Annotated in this window: 21 protein-coding genes, 6 tRNA genes and 1 other RNA gene; 11 read left to right on the top strand and 17 right to left on the bottom strand. The window is 70.3% G+C overall.

Features of this window, described 5'->3' with window-relative positions; genetic code table 11:
• The first annotated feature begins 34 nt into the window (after positions 1–34).
• Entirely contained in the window at positions 35–1,000 is a 966-nt protein-coding gene (locus I3V78_RS32855) for a hypothetical protein (RefSeq protein ID WP_204493854.1), read from the top strand.
• A gap of 115 nt (positions 1,001–1,115) precedes the next feature.
• Here I3V78_RS32855 and I3V78_RS32850 read toward each other — a convergent pair.
• Positions 1,116–1,188: transfer RNA gene (locus I3V78_RS32850), tRNA-Asn, on the bottom strand.
• Positions 1,189–1,336: 148 nt separating this feature from the next.
• Here I3V78_RS32850 and I3V78_RS32845 point away from each other — a divergent pair.
• The 6 genes from I3V78_RS32845 (at position 1,337) to I3V78_RS32820 (ending at position 7,500) form a co-directional block, all read left to right on the top strand.
• A complete protein-coding gene (locus I3V78_RS32845) occupies positions 1,337–2,503 on the top strand; it encodes an RsmB/NOP family class I SAM-dependent RNA methyltransferase (RefSeq protein ID WP_204493851.1) in 1,167 nt (388 codons plus the stop codon).
• Positions 2,504–2,577: 74 nt separating this feature from the next.
• Entirely contained in the window at positions 2,578–3,483 is a 906-nt protein-coding gene (locus tag I3V78_RS32840; RefSeq protein WP_204493848.1) for an LD-carboxypeptidase, read from the top strand.
• Positions 3,480–4,655, top strand: coding sequence for a serine hydrolase domain-containing protein (locus I3V78_RS32835; protein ID WP_204493845.1), 1,176 nt, complete (start codon positions 3,480–3,482; stop codon positions 4,653–4,655). Before I3V78_RS32840 ends, I3V78_RS32835 begins: the two co-directional genes overlap by 4 nt.
• Positions 4,648–6,114, top strand: coding sequence for a UDP-N-acetylmuramate:L-alanyl-gamma-D-glutamyl-meso-diaminopimelate ligase (gene mpl, locus I3V78_RS32830; protein WP_204493843.1), 1,467 nt, complete (start codon positions 4,648–4,650; stop codon positions 6,112–6,114). The genes I3V78_RS32835 and mpl overlap by 8 nt, the downstream gene beginning before the upstream one ends.
• 5 nt (positions 6,115–6,119) lie before the next feature.
• On the top strand, positions 6,120–6,686 hold the full coding sequence (locus tag I3V78_RS32825) for a TlpA disulfide reductase family protein (RefSeq protein WP_204493841.1): 567 nt from the start codon (positions 6,120–6,122) through the stop codon (positions 6,684–6,686).
• The gene (locus tag I3V78_RS32820) at positions 6,676–7,500 is read left to right on the top strand and encodes an inositol monophosphatase family protein (RefSeq protein ID WP_204493838.1); all 825 of its coding nucleotides are present in this window, start codon (positions 6,676–6,678) and stop codon (positions 7,498–7,500) included. The genes I3V78_RS32825 and I3V78_RS32820 overlap by 11 nt, the downstream gene beginning before the upstream one ends.
• 11 nt (positions 7,501–7,511) lie before the next feature.
• Here I3V78_RS32820 and I3V78_RS32815 read toward each other — a convergent pair whose 3' ends face one another.
• The 3 genes from I3V78_RS32815 to mglB all read right to left on the bottom strand — a co-directional run bounded on the left by I3V78_RS32815 (position 7,512) and on the right by mglB (position 9,165).
• Positions 7,512–7,961, bottom strand: a complete 450-nt coding sequence (locus I3V78_RS32815; RefSeq protein WP_204493836.1) for a cyclic nucleotide-binding domain-containing protein — start codon at positions 7,959–7,961, stop codon at positions 7,512–7,514.
• A 125-nt stretch (positions 7,962–8,086) separates the two neighbouring features.
• Positions 8,087–8,674, bottom strand: coding sequence for a gliding-motility regulator Ras-like GTPase MglA (gene mglA, locus I3V78_RS32810; RefSeq protein ID WP_204493834.1), 588 nt, complete (start codon positions 8,672–8,674; stop codon positions 8,087–8,089).
• Positions 8,675–8,685: 11 nt separating this feature from the next.
• Positions 8,686–9,165, bottom strand: coding sequence for a gliding-motility regulator GTPase-activating protein MglB (mglB, locus tag I3V78_RS32805; protein WP_095980022.1), 480 nt, complete (start codon positions 9,163–9,165; stop codon positions 8,686–8,688).
• A gap of 406 nt (positions 9,166–9,571) precedes the next feature.
• Here mglB and I3V78_RS32800 point away from each other — a divergent pair, with 406 nt between their 5' ends.
• Positions 9,572–11,107 carry a protein kinase domain-containing protein gene (locus I3V78_RS32800; protein WP_204493832.1) on the top strand — a complete coding sequence of 512 codons (1,536 nt, stop codon included), beginning with the start codon at positions 9,572–9,574 and terminating at the stop codon, positions 11,105–11,107.
• A gap of 12 nt (positions 11,108–11,119) precedes the next feature.
• On the opposite strand, the gene recR is transcribed toward I3V78_RS32800, so the two are convergent.
• The 13 genes from recR to I3V78_RS32735 form a co-directional block, all read right to left on the bottom strand.
• Entirely contained in the window at positions 11,120–11,713 is a 594-nt protein-coding gene (recR, locus tag I3V78_RS32795; RefSeq protein WP_204493829.1) for a recombination mediator RecR, read from the bottom strand.
• A gap of 6 nt (positions 11,714–11,719) precedes the next feature.
• On the bottom strand, positions 11,720–12,037 hold the full coding sequence (locus tag I3V78_RS32790; RefSeq protein WP_204493827.1) for a YbaB/EbfC family nucleoid-associated protein: 318 nt from the start codon (positions 12,035–12,037) through the stop codon (positions 11,720–11,722).
• A gap of 61 nt (positions 12,038–12,098) precedes the next feature.
• Positions 12,099–12,848 (bottom strand): DNA polymerase III subunit gamma/tau, encoded by a 750-nt coding sequence (locus tag I3V78_RS32785; protein WP_338023809.1) that lies wholly within the window; start codon positions 12,846–12,848, stop codon positions 12,099–12,101.
• 67 nt (positions 12,849–12,915) lie between these two features.
• Positions 12,916–14,130, bottom strand: a complete 1,215-nt coding sequence (gene dnaX / locus I3V78_RS32780; RefSeq protein WP_204493824.1) for a DNA polymerase III subunit gamma/tau — start codon at positions 14,128–14,130, stop codon at positions 12,916–12,918.
• Positions 14,131–14,308: 178 nt separating this feature from the next.
• Positions 14,309–14,401, bottom strand: an RNA gene (gene ffs / locus I3V78_RS32775) — signal recognition particle sRNA small type.
• 15 nt (positions 14,402–14,416) lie between these two features.
• Positions 14,417–14,503, bottom strand: a tRNA-Ser gene (locus tag I3V78_RS32770).
• 12 nt (positions 14,504–14,515) lie between these two features.
• Positions 14,516–14,602: transfer RNA gene (locus I3V78_RS32765), tRNA-Ser, on the bottom strand.
• Between the two features lie 5 nt (positions 14,603–14,607).
• Positions 14,608–15,075: a tRNA adenosine(34) deaminase TadA gene (tadA, locus tag I3V78_RS32760; RefSeq protein ID WP_204493822.1), complete on the bottom strand. Its 468-nt coding sequence runs from the start codon at positions 15,073–15,075 to the stop codon at positions 14,608–14,610.
• A 21-nt stretch (positions 15,076–15,096) separates the two neighbouring features.
• Positions 15,097–15,173 (bottom strand) — tRNA-Arg (locus tag I3V78_RS32755).
• 87 nt (positions 15,174–15,260) lie between these two features.
• Positions 15,261–15,350 (bottom strand) — tRNA-Ser (locus I3V78_RS32750).
• Between the two features lie 37 nt (positions 15,351–15,387).
• Positions 15,388–15,474, bottom strand: a tRNA-Ser gene (locus tag I3V78_RS32745).
• Between the two features lie 98 nt (positions 15,475–15,572).
• Entirely contained in the window at positions 15,573–16,853 is a 1,281-nt protein-coding gene (gene serS, locus I3V78_RS32740; RefSeq protein WP_204493820.1) for a serine--tRNA ligase, read from the bottom strand.
• Positions 16,854–16,943: 90 nt separating this feature from the next.
• Positions 16,944–21,254: a tetratricopeptide repeat protein gene (locus tag I3V78_RS32735; protein WP_204493818.1), complete on the bottom strand. Its 4,311-nt coding sequence runs from the start codon at positions 21,252–21,254 to the stop codon at positions 16,944–16,946.
• Positions 21,255–21,466: 212 nt separating this feature from the next.
• Here I3V78_RS32735 and I3V78_RS32730 point away from each other — a divergent pair, with 212 nt between their 5' ends.
• The 3 genes from I3V78_RS32730 to I3V78_RS32720 are packed head-to-tail and all read left to right on the top strand — an operon-like array spanning position 21,467 to position 24,491.
• Positions 21,467–22,780, top strand: coding sequence for a protoporphyrinogen/coproporphyrinogen oxidase (locus I3V78_RS32730; protein WP_204493815.1), 1,314 nt, complete (start codon positions 21,467–21,469; stop codon positions 22,778–22,780).
• 44 nt (positions 22,781–22,824) lie between these two features.
• The gene (locus I3V78_RS32725) at positions 22,825–23,535 is read left to right on the top strand and encodes a glycosyltransferase family 2 protein (RefSeq protein ID WP_204493813.1); all 711 of its coding nucleotides are present in this window, start codon (positions 22,825–22,827) and stop codon (positions 23,533–23,535) included.
• Between the two features lie 11 nt (positions 23,536–23,546).
• The gene (locus tag I3V78_RS32720) at positions 23,547–24,491 is read left to right on the top strand and encodes a polysaccharide deacetylase family protein (RefSeq protein ID WP_204493810.1); all 945 of its coding nucleotides are present in this window, start codon (positions 23,547–23,549) and stop codon (positions 24,489–24,491) included.
• Positions 24,492–24,493: the final 2 nt, after the last annotated feature.

Below are 24,493 nucleotides of genomic sequence, written 5' to 3'. Positions count from 1 at the left end.
CCATCCCCGCGGGCGACGCTCGCAGGAGACATCAATGCGCACGTACATCACCGGCGGCGTGGCCGCCCTGTTCCTCGTGACCTCGTCGGGCTGCTCCGTCGGCAAGGCGCTCCTCGGCATCAGGACGGCCCAGCCGGTTCAGGGCGAGGGCATCACGAACCCGGTGCATGCCGCCAACGTCGGGAAGATTGTCTTCTCGACGCAGAAGATCGATCGCACGAACCCGGACCCGTCGCTCTTCGCGAACAGCTTCGCCGACACGGACCACATCTATGGCCGCGTCTACGTCCCCTCCGCGTTCGCGAATCACTTCGCGGTCTGGAGCGATGGCGATGGCAGCACCTATCTCGCGAAGGGCTTCGAGATTCTCGCCACCGTCGACGGCAAACCCTCCCGCGAGTGGTCCGACGGCAAGGATCTCTCGATTGAGCGCGCCGCCGACTCCACGCGGGCGGTCAACCTCAACCCGGCGGAGGATCCGGATCCGGAGCAGCGCAAGGACTCGCTCGAGGTCGCGACGCGCTGGACGAAGTTCCTGAAGACGCTCCCGGCCGGCAATCACGTGATCCGCCTCGAGATGTTCACCTACTCCGGCGCCTTCCGCTCGGAGACGCCCGCCGCCGTGGGCGAGTTCACGCTCGTCCGGAACAACAGCCCGCTCAAGAGCGGCTTCACGTTCGCCAAGGTGCAGGAGGGCATGAAGAACGACGCGCTGGCGGCCGAGGCGCTCATCGCGATCCAGCAGCACGCCGCCGACAACGCGTGGAAGGAGAAGTTCGAGCGCGCGAAGATCGTGAGCCGCGGTTGGACCATCGATCGTCACCGGGTTTCGGGTGTCATCCTCGGCCGGTCGCTCGAGGTCGCGGCCTTCGCGCGGTGGCCGGACGGGCACTGCACGTACCAGAACTTCGGCGTGCGCCAGGAGTACGACGGCTCGCACTACGCCCCGAATTTCGAGTTCGACGGCGTCGGCGATCAGCAGGACGTCGACTGCGACTGACGCGGTCAGGCGCGGGCGGCGACCGGCGGGAACGTTGACCCCGGCGCCGTCCATGACCGAGGGGCAAAAGAAAAGGGCCTCGGATTTTCATCCGAGGCCCTTCTTGTGAATCTTGCTCCCCGACGAGGACTTGAACCTCGGACCTAGTGATTAACAGTCACCCGCTCTACCGGCTGAGCTATCGGGGAATATGTTCGCCGCCGCGCCGACCGGTTGTTGCCGTCGCGAAGACGAGGTGCTTTCTAGAGAAGGGTGGCCCATCTGTCAACTCCCTGTTTCGACCCCCTCGCACGACTTCGTTCGATTCCCTGGTCGGCCCTCGAAGGACTGACCCCGGTGCTCACCGGCGCCCTCTCCGAGGTCTTCTCGGGTGCTCCCGCGGAGCGCGTGCTCGACCGGACCCTTCGCGCCCACCGCGACCTGTCCCGAGACCAGCGGCGCGTCCTCGCCGAGGCGCTCTTCAACATGTCCCTGTGGCGGCGTCGGCTCCTCTTCCACCTGGGCGTCGAAGCGGCGTCCGGGGGGGACCTCCTCCAGGTCTTCTTGAGCCGGCTCGTGGGCCTGCCTCCTGAGGAGGCCGCTCGGCTCGCCGGGGGCGCGGCCCTCGCCGTGTCCTCGGGAGAGCCGTCCTCGCTCGCCGAGCGCTACTCCCTGCCGGACTGGCTCGCCGAGCACTTCCTCCAGGAGTGGGGGCCCTCCGCCGAGGACTTCTGCGCCCACCTCAATGTCCCGGGGCCCATCACCCTGCGGACAAACCTCCTCAAGGGCTCGCGGGAGGCACTCCAGGCGCGGCTCCAGGCCGAGGGGGTGGAGACCCGCCCCGGGGCGTTGAGCCCCCTGGCGCTCCATGTGGAGGGGCCCAAGCCCAACCTCTATGGACTGACCGCGCTCCGGGATGGGCTTTTCGAGGTCCAGGACGAGGGCAGCCAGGGCATCGGCCTGCTCGTGGGGGCCCAACCCGGCGAGACGGTGCTCGACCTGTGCGCGGGCGCGGGGGGCAAGACGCTCCAACTCGGCGCCGACATGGCGAACACGGGGCGGCTCCTCGCCTATGACCCGGATGCCGGACGGCTGGACCGGCTCTTCCAGCGCTCCTCCCGGGCTGGGCTCTCGCTCGTCCAGGTGCTCCGCTCGCCCCCGGAGGGGCTGCTCGTGGACCGGGTGCTGGTGGATGCTCCGTGCTCGGAATTGGGCTCCCTCAGGCGCGGGCCCGACCAGCGCTTCCGGCTCACGCCCGAGGTCTTGTCCCGGTGGCCGGCCGTCCAGAGGGAGCTGCTCGCGCGGGCCCGTCGTCTCGTGCGCCCCGGGGGTCGGCTCGTCTACGCCACCTGTACGGTCAACCGCGCGGAGAACGAGGACGTCGCCCGGGGCTTTCTCCAGGAGGCCTCGGAGTTCCAGCTCGTTCCCCAGGACGGTCCGGAGGGCTTCTGGGTCCGCGCGCCGCACCTGCACGGCACGGACGGCTTCTTCGCCGCCGTGTTCGAGCGCCGGGCGGGCGGGTAGGGGAGGGGTGGCCGGGCGGACAGCCCGGCGCGTGAAGGGCGGGATCCCTCCGTGGCGGGTGCTATGTAGCGCCTGTGAACTGGCAAAAGCCCCTCGCCCTGCGTCCCCGGGACGCCATCCACGTCATCGCCCCCGCGGGCCCCTTCGACGTTCCGACCTTCGAGAAGGGCCTCGCCGTCCTCGCCGATCGCTACGCGCCCCAGTACCGGCCGGACCTCTATGACGCGTGGCGTTACCTCGCGGGCGGAGACACCCGCCGCGCCGAGGAATTGGTGAACGCGCTCTCGGACGCCTCGGTGCGCGCGACCTTCTGTGCCCGGGGCGGCTATGGCTCCATGCGCCTGTTGCCGTCGCTGCTCCAGGCGAACCTGGCGCCCTCGTCCCTGGTGGGCTTCTCCGACGTCACGGCCCTGCACCTGTTCCTCCAGTCCCAGGGCCGGGTCTCCATCCACGGGCCCGTGGTCACCCACCTGGGCACCCAGCCGCCCGCGGTCCGGGACTATCTCTTCCGGCTCCTGGAGTCCCCCGAGCCCCCGCCGTCCCTGTCGGGCGATGCCATCTACGTGCGCGGGGTGGCCGAGGGGCGGCTCGTGGGCGGCAACCTCTCCGTGTTCTCGCGGCTCTTGGGCACGCCGTACATGCCGCCGCTCGAGGACACCATCCTGTTGATCGAGGACGTGGGGGAAAAGCCCTACCGGCTCGACCGGATGTGGACGCACCTCAAGCTCGCGGGCGTGTTCGAGCGCGTGCGCGGCATCGTGCTCGGGCTGTTCACCGAGTGCGAGCTCAAGGAGAAGGACGCGCCCTACAGCGCCGCGGACGTGCTGCGCTCGCTCGCGGAGGAGACGGGGCTGCCGTGCGCCGCGGGCTTCCCCATCGGGCACGACATTCCCAACTATCCCGTCGCCCTGGGCACCCGGGTGCGCTTGGATGCGGGCGCCGCCCTGCTGACCTTCCTCGAGGGCGCGGTCCAGGCATGAGCGCTCATCCCATCGCCCAGCTCCAGGGGGTTCTCGACGAGGCGGTCTCGGTCGGCATCTTCCCGGCCGCCCAGGTCGTGGTGCTGCACCGGGGCGTGCAGGTGTTCGGCGGGGTGGCGGGCCCTGTGTCGGGCGACACCCGCTTCGACCTGGCGAGCGTCACCAAGGTGCTCTGCACCACCGCGCTCTTCCTGCGCCTGTGGACCCAGGGCAAGGTGGGCCCCGAGACGCCCGTGGCCCGCTTCTTCCCGGACGCGCCGGTGGGCGAGGCGGGGGCCACCGTGGCGGACCTGCTCTACCACCGCTCGGGACTGCCGCCCTTCGTGCCTTTCTTCGCCGAGGCCCTGCGCGCCCATCCCGAGCTGCAGGAGCCCGGCTGCCCGGCGGAGCTCCGCACCCGGGTGCGCGCCGAGGTGATTCAGGCCGCCGCCCGCACGCCCCTGCTCAACCCGTGGCGCACGCACACCGCCTACAGCGACGTGGGTTTCATCCTCCTGGGGGAGATCCTCTCGCGGGCGGGGGGCGCGCCCCTGGACGAGCTCTTCGCGCGGCTCGTGGCCGGGCCCCTGGGCCTCTCGGCGCGCTTCCACCGGCTCACGGCGTTTCCCTCGGACGGACGCGTGGCGCCCACGGGGGCCACCCGGCCGCGCGAGCCCGCGCCCGGCCAGGAGGGCCTGTGGGGTGAATTGCCCTCGCGCGCGGCCGTCCTGGGCGAGGTGGATGACGACAACGCCTGGGTGATGGACGGGGTGAGCGGTCACGCGGGGGTGTTCGGCACCGCGGTGGACGTGGCGCGCTTCGGTCAGGCGATCCTCGCGGGGTGCGCGGGGGACGCGGCGCTCGCGCCAGGGCCGCTCTGGTACCGGGCGCTGGCGTCGGATCCGCTGCTGGCGGGCAGCACGCGCTCCATGGGCTTCGACTCGCCCTCCAAGGCCCTGTCCAGCGCGGGCCACTTCCTCGGGGACACGCCGCCGGGCGCGGTGGGCCACCTGGGCTTCACCGGCACCAGCCTCTGGGTGGACTTGCGCCGCTCGCTCGTGGTGGCGCTCGTCACCAACCGCGTGGCCCACGGCCGCCAGGAGACGCGCATCCGCGACTTCCGCCCCCTCTTCCACGATCTCGTCGTGCAGGCGCTCGACCTGGACGATCTCACTCCGAAAGCACATGGCTGACGACAACGGCAACGTCCTCGACACCCTCTCTCCTGGCGCGGTGCGCCGCATCCACCTGGTCGGCGTGGCCGGCACGGGCATGGGCTCGTTCGCGGGCATGCTCAAGTCCGCGGGCTACGAGGTCACCGGCAGCGACGAGAACGTCTACCCGCCCATGAGCGACATGCTGCGCGCCTGGGGCATCCAGGCGCTCACGCCCTACGCTCCGGAGAACCTGGACGTGGCGCGGCCGGACCTGGTCATCATCGGCAACGTCATCCGCCGGGTGAACCCCGAGGCCACCGCCGTGCGCGAGCGCCGCCTGCCGCAGATGAGCTTCCCGGCCGCGCTGGGCTCGCTCTTCCTCGCGCGCTCGCACTCCGTCGTGGTGGCGGGCACGCACGGCAAGACGACCACGTCCTCGCTCATGGCGCACGTGCTGGTGGACGCGGGCAAGGATCCGTCCTTCCTGGTGGGCGGCGTCACGCAGAACTACGCGGGCAACTACCGGGTGGGCCAGGGGCCGCACTTCGTCGTCGAGGGCGACGAGTACGACACCGCCTACTGGGACAAGGGCTCCAAGTTCCTGCACTACCGGCCGCGCACGGCCATCCTCACCAGCGTGGAGTTCGACCACGCGGACATCTTCCGGGACCTGCCGCACTACGAGGCCACCTTCGACAAGTTCGTGCGGCTCGTGCCGCCGGATGGTCGGCTGGTGGTGTGCGCCGCCTATCCCAACGCGGTGAAGCTCGCCCAGGCCTGTCCCGGCCAGGTCATCACCTACGTGGCGCGCGAGGGCGCCGAGGCGGACTACGTCCCGCGCCAGGTCCGGTTCGGTCCCGAGGGCGCGCGCTTCGAGGTGGTCGAGCGGGGCCAGGTGCTCGGGACGGTGCTGCTGCCGATGTCGGGCCTGCACAACGTGGAGAACGCGCTGGGCGTCATCGCCGCGGCGCGAGGGCTGGGCCTGTCCTTCGCGGAGATCGCCCGGGGGCTCGCGAGCTTCCAGGGCGTGAAGCGGCGTCAGGAGGTGCGCGCGGAGGTGGGGGGCATGCTGGTGGTGGATGACTTCGCGCACCACCCCACGGCGGTGCGCGAGACGATCGCCGCCCTGCGCCACCGCTACCCGGAGCGTCGGCTGTGGGCCATCTTCGAGCCGCGCTCGAACACGAGCCGCCGCAACATCCACCAGGAGGACTACGCGCACGCCTTCACGGGCGCCACGCGGGCGAGCCTCAAGGTGCCCGAGCGCCACGACAAGGTGCCCACGGGGGAGGAGTTGGACGTGCCCCGGGTGGTGCGCGAGCTCGAGGCCCAGGGCATCGCGGCGGATGCCGCCCCGGACGTGCCCTCGCTCGTGGAGCGCGTGGCGCGCGAGGCCCGCGCCGGGGACGTGCTGCTCGTCATGAGCAATGGGGCCTTCGGGGGCTTCATCGAGAAGCTGCTCGCCGCGCTGCGGGCGCGGGAAGGGGAAGGGTGAACGTCATGACGTCCGTGCGTTGTCTGCTCGCCGTGCTCGCCCTGTCGGGCTGTGCGTCCCCCAAGCCGATGCCGTCGCTCACCGGCAATGCGCTGCAGCGCTCCAGTGCCGCCCTGGGCTCGGGGACCGCGCTGGACTTCACCGTGCGGCGCTACCCGGGCGGCGAGCCCTTCTCGTTGGCCTCGGAGCGCGGGAACGTGGTGCTGCTGGACGTGTGGGCCACGTGGTGCGAGCCCTGCCGCGACTCGTTGCCCATGTACCAGGACCTGGCCAAGCACTACGCCGCGCGGGGCCTCAAGGCCTACGCGCTCAACGTGGACGAGGACACCCGGGGCATCGCTGCCTTCCTCAAGGAGACGAAGGTGGACCCCGCGGTGATTCCGGTGCTCCTGGACGCCGGCGCCAACGTGGCGGACTCGGTGCTGCACCTCAAGGGCATGCCCACGTCCCTGCTCATCGACCGGCGGGGCCAGGTGCGCTTCGTCCACGAGGGCTTCAACGAGGACGATCTCGCGCGCAGTCAGCAGGAGATCGAGACGCTGTTGCAGGAGGAGGTGCCCCGTGAGCGATGAGTCTCCCGCCACGCTGCGCCGCATCGCCGAGGAGGCCGCCCAGCTGGCGGGCCGGTTGCTCGCCGAGCGGTTCCTCGAGGCGCGCACCATCGAGTACAAGGGAGGCATCGACCTGGTCACCGACGCGGACCGCGCGGCGGAGGCGGTGGTGATCGACTTCCTGCGGCGGCACTACCCGGGGCACGCCATCCTGGCCGAGGAGAGCGGGGTGACGCGGGGCTCGGAGTTGCGGTGGATCATCGATCCGCTGGACGGCACCACCAACTACGCGCACCAGGTGCCGCACTTCTGCGTGAGCATTGGCGTGGAGGGGCCCGAGGGCCTGCTCGCGGGCGCCATCTACGATCCCATGCTCCAGGAGCTCTTCTCGGCGGCGCGGGGGCAGGGGGCCACGCTCAACGGGAGGCCACTCAAGGCCTCGGGGTGCACGGAGATGGCCCGGGCGCTCTTGTGCACGGGCTTTCCCTATGACGTGCACCACAAGCCCGAGGGCCCGCTGGGGCTGCTGCGGCGCTTCATCGTCCGGGCGCAGGGCATGCGGCGCACGGGCAGCGCCGCGCTGGACCTGGCGTACGTGGCGGCGGGCCGCTTCGACGGCTACTTCGAGTTCGGGCTCAAGCCCTGGGACGAGGCGGCGGGGGCGCTGCTGGTGCAGGAGGCGGGCGGCGTGGTGGTGCGCATCGACGGCGCGCCGCACCGGGTGGGCTTCGGGGACGTGCTCGCGTGCGCGCCGGGCCTGTCCGCGCAGTTCGTCGCCGAGAGCCAGGGGTTTCTCGGGGACATCGGCTGGAAGCCGCGCGACTTCTTCGGCTAGCCCGCGCGCCTTCAGGGGCGCCGGGCGCCGAGCCGGGCGTTGGCCTCGCGCACCCGCGCCGAGAGGCTGCGCGCGATGTTGATGACGATGAAGGTGAAGCCGTCGCGGTACTCCTGGCGGAAGGTGGCCAGGTGCTGGGCGGTGAGCCGCAGGAGCCGCGCGTCCGTGCGCGCGCGCACCGTGGCCGAGCGGTACTCCTTGTCGATGAGGCTCATCTCCCCGAAGAACTCCGGCGGGCCGAGCACCTTGAGCGCTCGCGGCGGGCTGTCCTCCTCGCGCCGCACCACCTCCAGCTCTCCGCGCACGATGACGTAGAGGCTGTCGCCCAGCTCTCCTTCCTCGAACACCACCTCGCCCGCGGTGTAGTCGCGCTGCTCGGCCAGCTCGGCCAGGCACAACAGCTCCGCGCTGGAGAGCATGTCGAACAGCTGCGATGACGAAACGACGGCCAGCTTCTCCATGTCCCCGTCCCCCAGGAGCGGGTTGCGGGTGGGAGTCTATCCCGAGTGCACGCACTCGCGCGGACACGCGTCGTCGGGCGCGTGTCCGGGGTTGAGCGGGAAACATCCCGCTCGGTGGGGCGGGACTAGCCGCCCTTCTTGAGCTCGGTGAGCACGAGCTTGGCCACGGCCTTGAGCGTGTCGAACACGCCCACGCCCGTGGGGGCCACCGCCTGGTACTCGGGGATGTTGCGCTGGTTGAGCGCCTTGCGCATCTCCTCGGGCGACACGGCGTTGGGCAGGTCCCGCTTGTTGTACTGGATGACGTACGGGAGCTTGTTCAGGTCGTAGCCCTGCTCGGCCAGGTTGATGCGCAGGTTCTCCAACGATTCCATGTTGGCCTCCATGCGCTCGATCTGGCTGTCGGCCACGAACACCACGCCGTCCACCCCCTTGAGGATGAGCTTGCGGCTGGCGTCGTAGAAGACCTGGCCCGGCACCGTGTACAGGTGGAAGCGCGTCTTGAAGCCGCGGATCTCCCCGAGCGACAGCGGCAGGAAGTCGAAGAAGAGCGTGCGATCCGTCTCGGTCGAGAGCGAGATGAGCTTGCCCTTCGTCTCCGCGGCGGTCTTGTTGTAGATGTACTGCAGGTTCGTCGTCTTCCCGCACAGACCGGGACCGTAGTAGACGATCTTGCAGTTGATTTCGCGAGACGAGTAGTTGATGAAGGACATGGCTTCTCGGATTACTCGCTGAAGAGGTTGTCGATATCGTCGTCGGAGATCTCGGCGAACGGAGACCCGACCCCGGGACCATCGGTCTTCTTCACGAGGCTCTCGAAGATCTTGGTCAGCTCGTCACTGGCCTTCTTGATGCGCAGGCGAACCAGACCGAGGCTCGTGCGGTTGTCGAAGATGACCACGAGCACCACCCGGCTGCCCACGATGGTCATGTAGAGCGAGTCCCTGGCCCCTTCGTGGAACTGATGGGGGAACTCGTTCTCGCCAATCAACTTCGCGAGGCCGCCCATCGCCGCCACGTTACCGGCCGTCAGCGAGGCCAGTGAGGTGGTGTCGATGTTCTGCGTCTGCCCCGCGGAGGAGATGAGCTGCCCGTTCTTGTCGACGAGGAACACCACCTTCGCGTTCGCGTCCTTGGTCAGCCGGTCGCAAACCGCGTTGATCTTGGTGAACTCCTCTTCGTACATCACCAATTGCGTGCCCATGGGCGTTTACGCTCCTAAGCGTCTCGCTCGACCTGTGCTTCCGCGGCCCACGCCGGTTTCTGGAATGAATTTCGGAGGTTAGGTACGGCGCTCCCAACCCGGGGAGCTTTAGCAAAGCCCCTCTCACCCCGCAAGAAGCCGCCCGTTTCCGCGCGAGATCTTTCACCGGCGGCCCACCCGCGGGGGCGGAGGACCAGGCCGGGACGGTACACGTCGAGGGGCTCAAGGGGGCGCGTCATTCGAGGGTTCGCATCATCCACGCGACCGGAGCGATTCAAAACTCCGAGCGCTTCGAGCTCAAGGGGAAATATCGGCTATCCACTATACTGCGAGCGCGGGTACATGCTCGCGGTTCAATTTCGCCCTTTTCTCGTCCCTTTTCGGCGGACCCCTCCGCCCCCAGCGCATGACGGCTTCTTCCTCCCTCGGGGACCTGCCGGGTCCTGGTCCGTGGCAGCGTCGGCCCTTCGGGCCCTACGTGCTGCTGCGCAAGCTGGCCGAGGGCGGCATGGCGGAGATCTTCCTCGCCCGGCGCGCGGGCGGGGAGGGGGCGGGCCGCGACCTTGTCATCAAGCGGATGCGCGAGGGACTGTTGGGGCAGCCGGAACTGGTGCGGATGTTCCAGCAGGAGGCCCAGGTGGCGGCCCGGCTGACGCATCCGCACCTGGTGCGGGTGTTCGACCAGGGCACGAGCGAGGAGCGTCCCTACCTGTGCATGGAGTTCCTGCCGGGCGAGGACTTCTCCACCCTGGTGCGCATGGCGAGCCATCGGGGCGAGTACGTGCCCATCCCCCTGGTGCTCCGGGTGCTCGCCGACGCCGCCCGGGGGCTGCACCACGCGCATGAGCTGGACATCGTCCACCGGGACGTGTCGCCGTCCAACCTCTACGTGACGTACTCGGGCTGGGTGAAGGTGCTGGACTTCGGGGTGGCGCAGGTGGGGCCGGGGGACGCCTCGGGGCGGCCGGGGCCGGTGCTGGGCAAGTCCGTCTACATGGCGCCCGAGCAGGCGCGGGGCGGCCGGGTGGATCGCCGCGCGGACGTCTTCGCCCTGGGCGTGAGCCTCTACGAGGCCCTCACCCATGTGCGGCCCTTCGCCCGGCCCCGGGAAGCGGAGGTGCTCGAGGCCCTGCGCCTGGGCCAGTGCGCCGCGCCGCGCGCCCTGCGGCCCGAGCTGTCCGCGGACCTGGAGGCCGTGGTCCTCCAGGCGATGGCGGTGGAGCCCTCGCGGCGTCACGCCACCGCCGCCGCGTTCGCCGAGGCGCTGGAGGCCCTGCTGGCCCGAGAGCCCGTGGAGCCCTCGCGGGCCCGGCTCGCCGAGTACCTGCGCGCCAGCGTGGGCGAGCGGCGCTACCAGGAGAAGACGGCGGCCGCGCCCTTCGTGGAGCGCTCTCCCTCGGCCCTCGGCGCTCGGATGGACGACGGGGCGCGGGGCCGGCGGGGACGGCGCGTGCTGGCCGCCGCGAGCCTCGCCCTGCTGCTCGGAGGGGGCCTCTGGGCGGGGCGGTGGGGGGTCGAGGAGGAGGCCCCGGGGCCGCCGGTGGCCGCTCCACCCAAGGAGCCCCAGCGGGTCGTCGCCGGGGCGCCGGTGAGCGCTCCCGTGGCCCCCGCCGTGGAGACGCTGTCTGCGGAGGAGATGCACGCGGTCACACGGGTGTCCCTGGAGACCGCGGACATCCAGCGGGTGCTGGCGCGCCACCGGGCCCGGGTCTCCTCGTGCTTCGAGCGGCACAAGGCGGACCTGCCCGCGGACGAGGGCGACGTGCGCGTGCGCTTCACCATCCATGCCTCGGGCAAGGCGGAGCCGGTGATGGAGGGGCCGCTGGCGCGGCGGCCGCTGGCGCGGTGCCTGGAGGCGCGGCTCAAGCGGCTGCGGTTTCCCGCGCACCAGGGCGAGTCGGTGTCGGTGGTGCTGCCCCTGGGCTACCGCGTCACCCGGTAGCCCGGGACGTCCTCAGAGGTCGCGCCGGGCGCTGAGCGCCTTGGCCAGGGTGGCCTGGTCGGCGTACTCGAGGTCGCCGCCCATGGGCAGGCCCTGGGCGATGCGGCTCACCCGGAGGCCCACGGGCTTGAGCAGGCGCGTGAGGTAGAGCGCCGTGGCCTCGCCCTCCACGTCCGGATTGGTGGCGAGGATGATCTCCTCGATGCGGCCATCGCCGAGCCGCTCCAGCAGCTCCTTGATGCGCAGCTGATCCGGGCCCACGCCATCCAGTGGAGAGAGCACGCCGTGCAGCACGTGGTAGCGGCCCTTGAATTCGCGCGTGCGCTCGAGGGCCATGAGGTCCGCGAACGTCTCCACCACGCACAACACGCGCTCGTCGCGTCGCGAGTCGCGGCAGAAGCCACACAGCTCCGCGTCGGTGAGGGAGAAGCACCGGGTGCACAGGTGCACCTTCTCCTTCACCTCGCGGATAGCCTGGGACAGCTCCTGGGCGTACTCGCCCGGGGCACGCAGGATGTGGAACGCCAGCCGCTGCGCCGTCTTCTCCCCGATGCCGGGGAGCTTGGCGAGCTGGGCGACCAGGCGGTTGAGGGGGTCAGGCGTCATTCACCCTCAAGTAATGCCGGGGATCTTCACGCCGCCCGAGATCTTGCCGAGCTCGCGCTGCATCTTGTCGCGGCTGCTCGCCAGGGCGGCGTTGACCGCGGCGGTCACCAGATCCTCCAGCATGCCCAGGTCGTTCGGGTCCACGAGCGACTTGTCGATCTTGATGCTGCGCACTTCCTGGATGCAGTTGGCGACCACCGTCACCCGGCCGTCGCCGGCCTGGGCCTCGATGGTCTCCTCGGCCAGTTCCTTCTTGCGCTGCTCGATCTTCTCCGTGAGCTTGTTGGCCTGACGGATGAAGTAGTTCAGGTCGATGCCGGGCATGGACGTCCTCGTGGGGCGCGTGGGGTCGGAGGGCGCACCCTAGCGTCGGGCGCGCGTGTTGTCAGGCGCTCTCGTCAGGAGTCTCGCTCGTAGGGAGAGCGGCCGGACGGGTGGGCAGGTCATAGACCTGGATGTGCTCGATCTCCCCGCCGAGCAGCCGGAGCGCGGCGCGCACGGAGGGATGGGCGCGCACCCGGCCCTCGGTGCTCTTCTCGTAGGCGGCCCGCTCGGAGGCATCCTGGGACGAGAGGCTCACCAGGCCCGCCTCGGGGCGCATGTCCCCCTCCGCGCAGTCCTGCACCACGAGCTTCGTGGGCCGGGCGAAGTGCTCGCTCAGGGCCTTCTCGACCAGGGCACGGCCGGCGGCGCCCAGCACGGTCGTCTTGTGGAAGCCGTCCTTGGGCGGATAGGCGATGGCGACCTCACCCTCGCGGATCCACAGCAGGCGACCGCTGGCGAGCGACTTGGCGTGCCGTCCGGACGTCTCCTTCACCGTGTCCACGGCCGAGCGCCAGCGCTCCTGGAGCGGCCGCCGGGGATTGTCCCGGCCCGAGGGGGCCATGCCCGGGGATGCCTGGGGCGACGCGGCGGGCGGGCGCGCATGGTGGACGTCGAAGGGCCGGACGGACTCGGGCTCCGGCTCGGGCATCGCCGCGGGCGCGGCGGCCACGGGCGGGGCATCGGGCAAGCACTCGCCCGAGGCGCAGCCGTCCGCGGGCCCCTCCTCGGGGAACAGGCGCTCGTCGTCGACGGGGGCCTCGGCGGGAGGCACCTCGGGACGGGCCTGGGGCGGCGGGCGCACGTTCGTCACGCGCACCACGGGCGCGGGGGGCGGAGCGACGGGCGGGGAAGGGGGAGGGGAGGGGGCCGGGCGACGCTCAGTGGGAGCGAAAGGGGGCCGGGCTGGAGCGACCTCCGGACGCTCCAGGGGCTGCTTTGTGTGCGTCGTCGGGACCGAGACCGGCGGCGAGGCGATCCACCCGGGCGAGCAGCTCCGGGATGGAGCCGGCGGGCGAGAGCTGGATGGCCTTGAGCAGCGCCATCTCCAGGGCGAGCCGGGGCTGGGCCGCGCGCGACACCTCCCACACGCACCCGTGCACGATGTCGAAGAGCCGGGAGATCTGCGCCGCGTCCGCCTCCTTGGCGAGCGTGGTGAGCGCGGTGCGCTCGGACTCGGCCAGCTCCGAAGGGGCCTCGCCCAGGGTGCGGGCCACGAAGAGGTGGCGCAGCTGGAGCGCGAGCTCCTCGGCGAGCCGCTTGAGATCCAACCCGCGGTTGAAGACGTCCTCCACCCGCTCGAGCACGCGCCGGGCGTCCTTGCGGACCAGGGCCTCGGCGAAGTCCTGCACCACGGTGCGGTCGATGGCGCCGAGGGCGTCGGCCACGGCCTCGTCACTGGGGTCCGCGCCACAGGCGGAGAAGATCTGGTCCAGGAGGCTGAGCGAGTCGCGCATGCCGCCCTCGGACTGGCGCACCACCATGGAGAGCGCGCGCTCGGAGATGGCCACCTTCTCCTGGGCGCAGATGTACTTGAGCCGCTCGAGCATCACCTTGGCGGGGATGCGCCGGAAGTTGTGGCGCTGGCAGCGCGAGAGGATGGTGTCCGGGAGCTTGTGCGCCTCGGTGGTCGCGAAGATGAACTTCACGTGCCCGGGCGGCTCCTCCAGCGTCTTGAGGAGGGCGTTGAACGCCGCCCCCGAGAGCATGTGGACCTCGTCGATGATGTAGATCTTGTGCCGGTCGCGCTGCGGCAGGTACTTGGCGTTCTCGCGGATCTCCCGGACGTTCTCCACGCCGTTGTTGGAGGCACCGTCGATCTCCGCCACGTCCACCGAGGTGCCCGCGGCGATCTCCCGGCACGCCTGGCACTGATCACACGGGCTGGCCGTGGGGCCCTTCTCGCAGTTGAGGGCCTTGGCGAGCAGGCGGGCGGCGGTCGTCTTGCCCACGCCGCGCGGGCCGCAGAACAGGTAGGCGTGCGCCACGCGGTTCATCTTGATGGCGTTGGCGACCGTGCGGACCACGTGCTCCTGGCCGGTCATGTCGTCGAACGTCTGCGGGCGCCACTTGCGGGCGAGAACGAGGTAGCTCATGGGGGGCTCAAATCTAACCACGCCCGGCGCGGCCACGCACGTCTTCCGCTTCCCGGAGGCGACTTTCCAAGTCACGCCCGCCTGACGGGTGGCCACACGTGTCGGGTTGGGCGAGGGACCGGGCGAGCGCAAAAAAAGAAGGAGCCGAATGCCCGTTTCCAGGCGATTCGGCTCCTTCATAAGAACGGCCGGGACACACGCGGAGGTGCGCTACCGTTGCTTCCTTCCGGACCTGGCGGGATTCACGTCCCCACGTTGCCCCGACCACAAGCACTTCAACATACTACGGAGAGGGTGGGATTCGAACCCACGATACCCTTTCAGATATACACGCGTTCCAGGCGTGCGCCTTCAACCGCTCGGCCACCTCTCCATGAGACTGCTGCGGAGAGCGTAGGATTCGAACCTACGATACCGTTCCCGGTATGCCTGATTTCGAGTCAGGTGCCTTCGACCACTCGGCCAGCTCTCCAATATTCACTTGTCGTTTTTCCTCGCGCGCAACCGGGCGAAGAAGTCCTTCAAAACCTGGCGGCAATCGTCCGCCATGATGCCACTCGTGACCTGGAGCCGGTGGTTGTGCCGGGGTTCCTCGGCCAGGTTGTAGAGCGAGCCAACAGCACCCGCCTTGGGATCCAGGGTTCCAAATACGAGCCGGGTGACCCGGGATTGAACCAGTGCTCCCGCGCACATGGCGCAGGGTTCCAACGTCACATACAGGGTGACACCCGTCAGGCGCCAGACGCCCAATGTCTTGGCCGCCGCGTCCATCGCGAAGATTTCCGCGTGCGCCAGGGGGTTGCGGTCGATTTCGCGCCGGTTGAAGCCCGAACCGATGATCTTGCCATCGTGGACCGCCAACGCGCCGACAGGAACTTCCCCGAGTCCAGCGGCTTCCCGCGCGAGCGCGAGCGCCTGCTGCATGAAAGCTTCATCCAGACTCATGGGGGAAGGGACAAGGAAAGATGGCGCTCCCTGGAGGATTCGAACCTCCGGCCTTCGGATTCGTAGTCCGACGCTCTATCCAGCTGAGCTAAGGGAGCTTGCCGTTTCCTTCGTGCCGCTTCCTACAATCACTGCCGCCCTACCACAACAACTTTTTTCTACCTTTTTTCTACAACCTCGATGAGTGGCGGAGAGAGAGGGATTCGAACCCTCGATACCCTTTCGAGTATGCAGGTTTAGCAAACCTGTGCCTTCAGCCTCTCGGCCATCTCTCCAGTGCCAGACCTGTCAAAGAACCACACCATCGAACAACGGAGGAGGTAGGATTCGAACCTACGGGAAGCTTGCGCCACCTGCGGTTTTCAAGACCGCTGCCTTCAGCCGCTCGGCCACTCCTCCACTGCTTTCGCGCCGCGCGGTCCACCGTGCTGCGTGGTGGGCCGCCCTTCTACAACATCCGACGCCCATTGCAACAATGTTTGTGGGGTCCTTTTTTTTTAGAGCGGCTTGAGCTCTTTGAGGCCCCCCATGTACGGCACCAGCACCTCGGGGATGGCGACGGTGCCGTCCTCGCGCTGGTAGTTCTCCAGGATGGCGATGGTGGTGCGGCCCACGGCCAGGCCACTGCCGTTGAGGGTGTGCAAGAGCTGGGGCTTGTCGCCCTTCTGGGCCCGGAAGCGGATTTTCGCCCGGCGGGCCTGGAAGTCGCCGCAGTCCGAGCAGGAGGAGATCTCCCGGTAGGCCGCCTGGCCCGGCAGCCAGACCTCGATGTCGTACGTCTTGCGCGAGGCGAAGCCCATGTCCCCGGTGCACAGGAGCATCACCCGGTGGTGCAGGCCCAGCCGGCGCAGGATGTCGCAGGCGTCATCCGTCATCTTCTCCAGCTCCTCGAGGCTGGAGTCGGGCGTGGCGAACTTCACCAGCTCCACCTTGTGGAACTGGTGCTGGCGGATGAGGCCGCGCGTGTCCCGGCCCGCCGCGCCCGCCTCGGCGCGGAAGCTGGGGCTGAACGCGCAGTAGCGCACCGGCAGGGCCTCGCCCTCGAGGATTTCATCCGCGTGGTAGTTGGTGACGGGCACCTCCGCGGTGGGGATGAGGAAGCGCTCGGGCTCGCCCAGCGTCTTGAAGACGTCGTCCTCGAACTTGGGCAGCTGGCCGGTGCCCATCATCGCCTCGCGCAGCACGAGGTAGGGCGGCAGGAGCTCGACGTAACCCTTCTGGGTGTGCACGTCGATCATGAAGGTGACGAGCGCGCGCTCGAGCCGGGCCAGGGCGCCCTTGTAGAAGGTGAAGCGCGAGCCGGACACCTTGGCGGCCCGCTCGAAGTCCAGCATGCCCAGCTTCTCGCCCAGCTCGAAGTGCTGCTTGGGGGTGAAGGGCAGCTGGGGCTTGTCCCCCCAGATGCGCGTCTGCACGTTGCCCTCGGCGCCCCCGCCGGTGGGCACGGACTCGTGGGGGACGTTGGGGATGACGAGCAGGATGCGGCTGAGCTCCTCCTCCACCTCCTTGAGCCGCGCCTCCTTCTCCTTGATGGACTGGGAGACGCCGCGCATTTCCCCGCGCAGGGCGTCGAGCGCGGCGGGATCCTCCTTCGCCTTGCGCTTCATCTCCTCGTTGGCGGCGTTGCGGCGCGCGGAGAGTGACTCCATGGCCACGTAGAGGTCGCGCCGTTCCGACACGAGGCTCTTGAAGGGGCCGAGGTCCAGGCTGCCGCCCCGGGACTGCAACCGGGCGACGACCGCATCGAAATTCTGCGCGACGTACTTGAGATCCAGCATGGCGGTGCGGTTTGTAGTCACCCCACGCGCACCGGGCAAGGAGGGAAGCACCCGAGCGCCCGGAATAGGACGCCCGGGGCTCGTGCCGGGCTACTGCAGGAAGGAGATCTCGTCCTCGATCTCCTTGCGATCCTGGGCCTGGGGCTTGCGCGAGAGGTACTCCTTGAAGGAGCGCACGGCGTCCTTCTTCTTGCCCTTCTCCTTGTAGGCGTAGCCCAGGTGGTACCAGCCATCGGCGTTGTCCGGGGCGCTGGCGAGCGCCTTGGTGTAGAAATCGATGGCCTTGCCGTACTGGTTCTGCTCGCTCCAGGCGCGTCCCAGCTTGTAGTAGACCTGGGTGAGGTTCGGGTCGGCCTTGATGGCCTGCTCGTAGGACTTCACGGCGTCACGCCAGTGCATGGCGGTGAAGTGCGCGTCGCCGATGGAGGCCAGCGCCCGGGTGCGCGTGGGGTCCGCCTTGATGACCGACTGGTAGGCGCCAATGGCGTCGTCGATGGCGTTGGTCTCGATGTAGGCCTGACCCAGCGCCTCGTAGGCGTCCACCAGCTTGGGGTCCAGGGTGACGGTCTTCTTCCACTCGGCGATGGCCTCCGCGGGCAGCTTGGCGTCGCGGTAGAGCACGCCCAGGGCGTAGTGGTAGTCGGCCCGCTTGGAGGCCCGGTCCACGGCGGTCTTCATGCTCTCGATGGCCTGGGTGAACTCGCCGCGCCGGCCCTTGACCAGGGCGAGGTAGTAGTTCGCCTCGGCGTTGGACGGCTCGCTCTTGAGCGCCAGCATCAGGTTGCTCTCGGCCTCCTTGAAGGCCTGGGTGGCCTCGGTCTCCTTCTTCTCCGAGCGCACGGCGATGCCCTTGTCGAGGTAGACGGCGCCCAGCATGGTGGGGATGCCCACCGAGCGCGGCTCTTCCTTCTTGGCCTTCTCCAGTTCGGAGAGGGCCTCGTCCAGCGCGCCCTGGCGCCACATCACGATGCCGCGCTGCAGCCGCCCGCCCTTGAGCGAGTGCGCATCCAGTTCCAGGGCCTTGTCCACCTCCTGGCGGGCCTTGGTCACGTCCCCGGCGAGCAGCGCCAGGCGCGACAGGCCCAGGTGGGCATCGGCGAGGTTGGGATCCAACCCGACGGCGCGCGTGAACTCCTCCTGCGCCTTGTCGATGTGGTTCTCGGCGAGCGCGAGCTCACCCAGCGCCGCGTGCACCGGGGCCTTGTCGGGCGCCTTGGTGGCGGCTTCCTCGAACTGGGCGCGGGCCTGGTCCAGGCGGTGCAGGCGCAGGTGCAGACGGCCCATCGCGACGTGGGCCGCGACGAACTGCGCGTCCACCTTGAGCGCCTTGGCGTAGTGCTGCTCGGCGGAGGTGTTGTTGTCGCGCGCCTCGTCGATGCGACCGTAGAGGTACTCGATGTGGGCGTTGTCGGGGAAGCGCTTGCTGGCCTCCTCGATCTGCTTCTGGGCGTCCTCGACCTTGCCCAGCGTCGCCAGCGTGGAGATGTAGCCGCCCACCGCGTCGATGTTCTGCGGCTCGGCCTTGGCCACCGCCTGGAACAGGGGCAGGGCCTTCTCGAACTGCCGCTCGGCCTGGAGCACCTGCGCCAGGTAGCGCTTGACGGTGAGCGACTCCGGATCCTTGTCCAGCGCGGCCTGGAGCTCCTTCTCCGCCGCCGGCAGATCGAAGAGCTGCAGGAGCGCGATGCCCTTGAGCGTCTGGGCCCGCGACAGCTCCGCGGGGCCCATGTGCGAGAGGGTCTTCTCGTCCAGCGCGCGCGCGGCGGCCGCCAGGCCCTTCTGGGCGTCCTTGCGCAGCAGCAACTCCACCGCGGCCAGCTCCACCGAGGAGATGAGGTGCGTGGCGTCCGCGTCGAGCGCGGCCTGGTAGGCCGTCACGGCCTCGTCCGCCTTGCCCTCGGCCTGGTAGAGGTTGCCCAGGGCGTGCTGGGCCTTGGCCAGCTTGGGCTCGCGCTTGATGACGTCCGTGAGCGTGGCGATGGCCGCGGCGTTCTGCTTGAGGCTCGCCTGGGTCTCGGCCAGCAGCAGCGCGAGTTCCACGTCGCCCTTGTTGTCATCCCGGCCCCGCGCGCTGCTGAGCGCCTGCAGGGCGCCCTGCGCGTTGCGCGCCTGCAGGGCCGCGCCCGCCTGGTACTTCACGTACTCCAGGTTGTGCTCGCCCAGGAGCTCCAGGCGCTCGCGGGTCTCCTCGGAGCGGCAGGTCGACACGTCGCCGCCCGGGGACACCGCGTAGCGGCGCTGCAGGTAGAAGACGGCCTGGCAATGCAGCGCGCGCACCTCGGGGTACTCGTCGTCCTTGAGTACCTGGGCCGACAGGTCCCGCGCCTGCTTGTAGCCCTCCACCGAGTCCGTGAGCAGCGCCTTGTGCGCGGCGTCCACCTTGGCGGCCAGCTCGCCCCCGGACTTCACCTGGGCGGGGAAGAACTTCTTCATGCCGAAGACGCCGTAGCGCGTGGCGCCGAAGCCCAGGCCCACGCCCAGCACGGCCACGCCCGCGGCCACCGACAGCACCAGGGGCAGGCGCTTCTTCACCTGGCCCAGGATGATCTCCATCTTCGAGGTGGTGTCCACCACGGAGACCTGGGCCATGCGCCCGCCGTACAACTGGTTGATGCGCTCCATGTTGGCGGCGCTGGCGGCGGCGTTGGCGGCGGACTGCGTGGCCGGGCCCGCCTTGGCGTCCACGGGCGGCGGCGCGGCGGCCGCCGCGGGCGTGCCCGGGCCCTCCATGAGCTTCTGGATGGCCGCGGCGAAGAGCGCCACCGTGCCGATGGGCACCCAGCCCTCGCCATCCGAGGACACGTCCTCGTTGCCGAGCAACTGGCCGTCCTCGAGCATCTTGACGACCACGCCCTCCTCGAACGGGCCGAACACCTTGCCCGAGCGACGGCGCACCTGGTAGCGGCGCTGCTGGGCGCCTCGGCCCTTGGCGCCACTGTCCTTGGCCGCGTCGTCGATGAAGCTGAGCATCTCCAGGCCATCCGCGGCGCCCGCGGTGGGCGGCGGCGGCAGCGGGGCGGACAGGTCGACCTCGAGGTCATCCTGCCCGGGCATGACGGGCGCGGTGGGGTCGAACTCCAGGGCGTCGGGGATGGACGCGCCCTCCACCGGGCTCCCGAAGTCCATGTCGTCGAAGCCGGGGGCGTTCGTGGTCATCCCGGCCGCGGCGGGCGGCGGCTCGGAGAAGTCCAGGCCCACGTCCATGGACGTGGGCTCGCCCACCACGGGATCGGAGAAGTCCACGGCGACCGCGCCCTCCGGGGGCGGAGGCAGGGCGAAGGGATCCTCCTCGACGGCGAAGGCGTCGTCGGCGGCGGCCTGCGCGGGCGGAGGCAGGGCGAAGGGATCCTCCTCGACGGCGAAGGCGTCGTCGGCGGCGGCCTGCGCGGGCGGAGGCAGGGCGAAGGGATCCTCCTCGACGGCGAAGGCGTCGTCGGCGGAGGCGGCCTGCGCGGGCGGAGGCAGGGCGAAGGCGTCATCGGCCTGGACGGAGGCGAAGGACTCCTCGGGCTGCTGGGGCGGCGGCAGGTCGAAGCCCGCGTCCTGGGCGGGCTCGGCCGCGTACGCGTAGGCGTCTCCGGCGGGCGGGGGCAGGGCGACGGCATCCATCGGGGCCTGGGCGCCGAACGGATCCGCGGCGTAGGCGTAGGGGTCCTCGTGGGCGGCCGGAGGCGGCAGGGCCACGGCGTCCATCGGGGCCTGGGCGTAGGGGTCGGCCGCGTAGGGGTCACCGGCCTGGGCGTAGGGGTCGTCCGCCTGGGCGTAGGGGTCGCTCGCGCCGGGCAGGGGAATGGCCTGGTGCTCGGGAGCCTGGGCGTAGGGGTCGGCCGCGTAGGGGTCGCCGGCCTGGGCGTAGGGGTCGTCCGCCTGGGCGTAGGGGTCGCTCGCGCCGGGCAGGGGAATGGCCTGGTGCTCGGGAGCCTGGGCGTAGGGGTCGGCCGCGTAGGGGTCGCCGGCCTGGGCGTAGGGGTCCGCGGCCTGGGCGTAGGGGTCGCTCGCGCCGGGCAAGGGAATGGCCTGGTGCGCGGGGGCCGCGATGCCGGGCAGGGGAATGGCTCCCCCGGCGGGCGGCGGGGACGCGTTGTCGCGGAAGGCCGCGCTGGGCAGCGGAATGGCCATCACCCGCGTGGCTTCCTCCACGGGCCGGTGCAGATCATCGTCGGCGCCGAACGCGGGCACTGGAGCACGCGAGGGGCTCGGCAGGGGAATGGCGGCGGGCGCGGACGCGGCGGCCGGTCCGGGCAGCGGAATGGCGGCGGGCGTCGCGGGAGCCGCCGCGCCCTCCAGCTTGATGGGAAAGGTGTTCTGGCACCGGGCGCACTTGAGCTTCGCGCCGCCCGGCGGGATCCGCTTGTCATCGATGTTGTAATTCGTCTGGCAAGACGGGCAGGAGACTTTCATGGGTTCCCTCGGCGGGGGCCCTCGGACACACGTGTCCGAACTCCCGCAGCGCGGCGCAGGTTACCCGAGCCCTCGTCCAGGCGGCAAAGAACGCGACGCCGTGCGCCCACGACGGTTTGGAGGCAGGGCAGGCGGGCAAGAGTCGGTTTTGGCCCGGAACTCCTGGTTTCTGACTCCTCCTGGGGGGCGGGTGAAGGTGGTAGACGGGGGGCATGGAACCCATCGTCATCCTCGGAGCGGGCCTCGCCGGACTGTCCGCCGCGCACTTCCTGCAACAGCCCTGGGTGCTCCTGGAGAAGACCGAGCGGGTCGGGGGCCTCATCAAGACCGAGGTGCTCGAGGGATGCTTCTTCGATGCCACCGGGCACTGGCTGCACCTGAGGGATCCGGAGATCAAGGAGCTGGTGAATACGCGCTGGCTGCCGGATCAGCTCGTCACCATCCAGCGCCGGGCGGCCGTGTTCTCGCGGGGGGTCTTCACCCGTTTTCCCTACCAGGTGAACACGCACGGGTTGCCGCCCGAGGTGGTGGCGGAGAACCTGGTGGGCTACGTGGAGGCCGTCTACGGGGAGAAGGGCCGGGCGCTGCGCGAGCGCGAGCCGCGCGACTTCGCCGAGTTCATCCTGCGCTACATGGGGGAGGGGTTCGCCAAGAACTTCATGTTCCCCTACAACAAGAAGCTGTGGACGGTGGACCCCTCGGAGATGTCCGCCGCCTGGGTGGGCCGTTTCGTGCCCCGGCCCACGCTCAAGGAGGTGGTGGACGGGGCCCTGGGCGTGGGCAGCGATGCCCTGGGCTACAACGCCTCCTTCCTCTACCCGCGCGAGGGCGGCATCGAGAGCCTCGCGCGCGCCATGCGCGCGCACCTGCGCGGGGGCGAGTTGCAGGTGGGCGTGGAGCCGCTCGCCATCGACTGGAAGGCCCGCGCGGTCTCCCTGTCCGACGGGCGCACGCTGCGCTATGCCCAGCTCCTCTCCTCCATTCCCCTGCCGGGCCTGGTGCGGCTGCTGGCCCAGGGCGCCTCGGGCGTGCCCGACGAGGTGCGCGCCGCGGCCGGCCGGCTGCGCGCCACCACCGTCACCTACGTATGCGTGGCGGCGCGGGGCCCCAACCGCCAGCCCTGGCATTGGATCTACCTGCCCGAGCCCGAGTTCCACTCGTACCGCATCGGCTCGCCCTCGGCCGTCTACGCCCCCCTGGCGCCGCCGGACACCGCCACCTTCTGCGTGGAGTTCAGCCACCACGGCGAGCTCACGCGCGAGCGCGCCGAGGCCCTGGCGGTGGAGGACCTGGTGCGCGCGAACATGGTGCACGCGGCCGAGGACGTGCGCTTCGCCCGGGCCCGGGAAATCCCCCACGCCTATGTCCTCTATGACGAGGCCTACGGCGCGGCCAAGGCGGAGATCCTCCGCTTCCTGGAGCACGCCGGCCTCCAGACCGCCGGGCGCTATGGACAGTGGGAGTACTCGTCCATGGAGGACGCCATCCTCGCGGGTCGGGCCTGCGCGCGCCGCCTCAACGCTTGACGGTCGACGGGGCCGGGGGGGCGTGCTACGTCACCCGGCCGCTCATGGCCCCGTTCCTGTCCATCGTCATCCCCGTCTACAACGAGGCGTCCATCCTCCCCTCCGCCGCGGCGGAGCTCACCCAGGGATTGGACGCGCGGGGCTGGGACTACGAGGTCATCTTCGCGGAGAACGGCTCGCGCGACGCCACGCGGGACATCCTCGAGGAGCTGTGCGCGCGCCACCCGCGCTTGAGCTGGTTCCACTCGGAGCGGCCCAACTACGGCGTGGCGCTCAAGGCGGGCATCCAGCGCGCCCGCGGCACCTACGTCTTCTGCGACGAGATCGACCTGTGTGACCTGAGCTTCTACGACGCGGCGCTGCCGCTCCTGGAGAAGCAGGGCGTGGACATGGTGGTGGGGTCCAAGGCGGCCAAGGGCGCACGGGATCAGCGGCCCCTGGTGCGGCGCCTGGCCACGCGGGTGCACAACGGGCTGCTGCGGGTGGTGCTGGACTTCCAGGGCACGGACACCCACGGCCTCAAGGCCTTCCGGCGCGAGGCGCTGCTGCCCGTGGTGGGCCAGTGCGTGGTGGACATGGACGTGTTCGCCAGCGAGTTCGTCATCCGCGCCTGGCGCCAGGGCCTGCGCGTGGTGGAGATTCCCATCGTCCTCCACGAGAAGCGCCAGCCCTCCATCCACCTCTTCAAGCGCGTGCCCAACGTGCTCAAGAACGTGGGCAAGCTCGTGTACGTCATCCGCATCCGCGGCACGTGAGGCGAGGCCCCATGGCACGGCGGCTCGCCTCCATCTCCGTCGACCTGGACTCGCTGCCGCACTACTGCCGCATCCAGGGCCTGCCCGAGTCGCTCCTGGACGCGCGGGCGCGGGGGCTCGTCTACACCACGGCGGTGCCCCGCCTGCGCGCGCTGTTCGCCGAGGTGGGCGTGCCGGCGACCTTCTTCGCCATCGGAGAGGACGTGGAAGCGGACGCCGGGGCGGCCCGGGCCCTGGGTGAGGCGCACGCCGCGGGCGTGGAGGTGGCCAGCCACAGCTTCTCGCACGACTACGCGCTCACGCGCCTGCCCTGCGCGCGCATGGACGAGGACCTGGCGCGGGCGGACGCGGTGCTGGAAGCGGCCACGGGCGCGCGGCCGGTGGGCTTTCGCGCGCCGGGCTACACGCTCAACGCCGCCCTGTACTCGGTCTGCGTGCAGCGCGGCTACCGCTACGGCTCCTCGACGTTTCCCGCCGTGCCCTACTACGCGGCGAAGGCGGCGGTGATGGGGGCCCTGGCCTTGTCCGGACGGCCCTCGCGCGCCGTGCTGGACTCCCCCCGCGTGCTGCTCGCGCCGACGGAGCCCTACCGGCCGGACCCCTCCCAGCCCTACGTGCGGGGCGATGGCCCGGTGGTGGAATTGCCCCTGACGCTCGTGCCCGGCCTGCGCCTGCCCTTCATCGGCACCTTCGTCACCACGCTGCCCTGGGCCGCCGTCCACGCCGCCTACCGCGCCTGCCGCGGCACGCCCTTCTTCAACCTGGAGCTGCACGCGGTGGACGTGCTCGACGCGGACGACGGCATCCCCGCCGCGCTCGTGCGTCAGCAGCGTGACCTGCGCGTGCCCGTGGCCACCAAGCTCGAGCGGCTGCGCGCGCTCTTCAGCTGGCTCCGGCGGGACTTCGACGTGGTGACCCTGCGCGACGCGGCGTCCCGGCTCCCCATCCCCCCGTAGCG

It is taken from the genome of Archangium primigenium, assembly GCF_016904885.1.
Lineage (GTDB): Bacteria > Myxococcota > Myxococcia > Myxococcales > Myxococcaceae > Cystobacter > Cystobacter primigenius.
Note: the sequence above shows the minus strand (reverse complement) of the source record. Positions and strands in the feature narration are given on the sequence as shown.

Bases quoted from the DNA above. Each gene is read 5' to 3' on its own strand.
- I3V78_RS32855 (WP_204493854.1), top strand. From the start codon at position 35: ATGCGCACGTACATCACCGGCGGCGTGGCCGCCCTGTTCCTCGTGACC.
- I3V78_RS32835 (WP_204493845.1), top strand. From the start codon at position 3,480: ATGAGCGCTCATCCCATCGCCCAGCTCCAGGGGGTTCTCGACGAGGCG.
- mpl (WP_204493843.1), top strand. From the start codon at position 4,648: ATGGCTGACGACAACGGCAACGTCCTCGACACCCTCTCTCCTGGCGCG.
- I3V78_RS32825 (WP_204493841.1), top strand. From the start codon at position 6,120: ATGACGTCCGTGCGTTGTCTGCTCGCCGTGCTCGCCCTGTCGGGCTGT.
- I3V78_RS32815 (WP_204493836.1), bottom strand. From the start codon at position 7,961: ATGGAGAAGCTGGCCGTCGTTTCGTCATCGCAGCTGTTCGACATGCTC.
- mglA (WP_204493834.1), bottom strand. From the start codon at position 8,674: ATGTCCTTCATCAACTACTCGTCTCGCGAAATCAACTGCAAGATCGTC.
- mglB (WP_095980022.1), bottom strand. From the start codon at position 9,165: ATGGGCACGCAATTGGTGATGTACGAAGAGGAGTTCACCAAGATCAAC.
- I3V78_RS32800 (WP_204493832.1), top strand. From the start codon at position 9,572: ATGACGGCTTCTTCCTCCCTCGGGGACCTGCCGGGTCCTGGTCCGTGG.
- recR (WP_204493829.1), bottom strand. From the start codon at position 11,713: ATGACGCCTGACCCCCTCAACCGCCTGGTCGCCCAGCTCGCCAAGCTC.
- I3V78_RS32790 (WP_204493827.1), bottom strand. From the start codon at position 12,037: ATGCCCGGCATCGACCTGAACTACTTCATCCGTCAGGCCAACAAGCTC.
- dnaX (WP_204493824.1), bottom strand. From the start codon at position 14,130: ATGAGCTACCTCGTTCTCGCCCGCAAGTGGCGCCCGCAGACGTTCGAC.
- tadA (WP_204493822.1), bottom strand. From the start codon at position 15,075: ATGAGTCTGGATGAAGCTTTCATGCAGCAGGCGCTCGCGCTCGCGCGG.
- serS (WP_204493820.1), bottom strand. From the start codon at position 16,853: ATGCTGGATCTCAAGTACGTCGCGCAGAATTTCGATGCGGTCGTCGCC.
- I3V78_RS32735 (WP_204493818.1), bottom strand. From the start codon at position 21,254: ATGAAAGTCTCCTGCCCGTCTTGCCAGACGAATTACAACATCGATGAC.
- I3V78_RS32730 (WP_204493815.1), top strand. From the start codon at position 21,467: ATGGAACCCATCGTCATCCTCGGAGCGGGCCTCGCCGGACTGTCCGCC.
- I3V78_RS32725 (WP_204493813.1), top strand. From the start codon at position 22,825: ATGGCCCCGTTCCTGTCCATCGTCATCCCCGTCTACAACGAGGCGTCC.
- I3V78_RS32720 (WP_204493810.1), top strand. From the start codon at position 23,547: ATGGCACGGCGGCTCGCCTCCATCTCCGTCGACCTGGACTCGCTGCCG.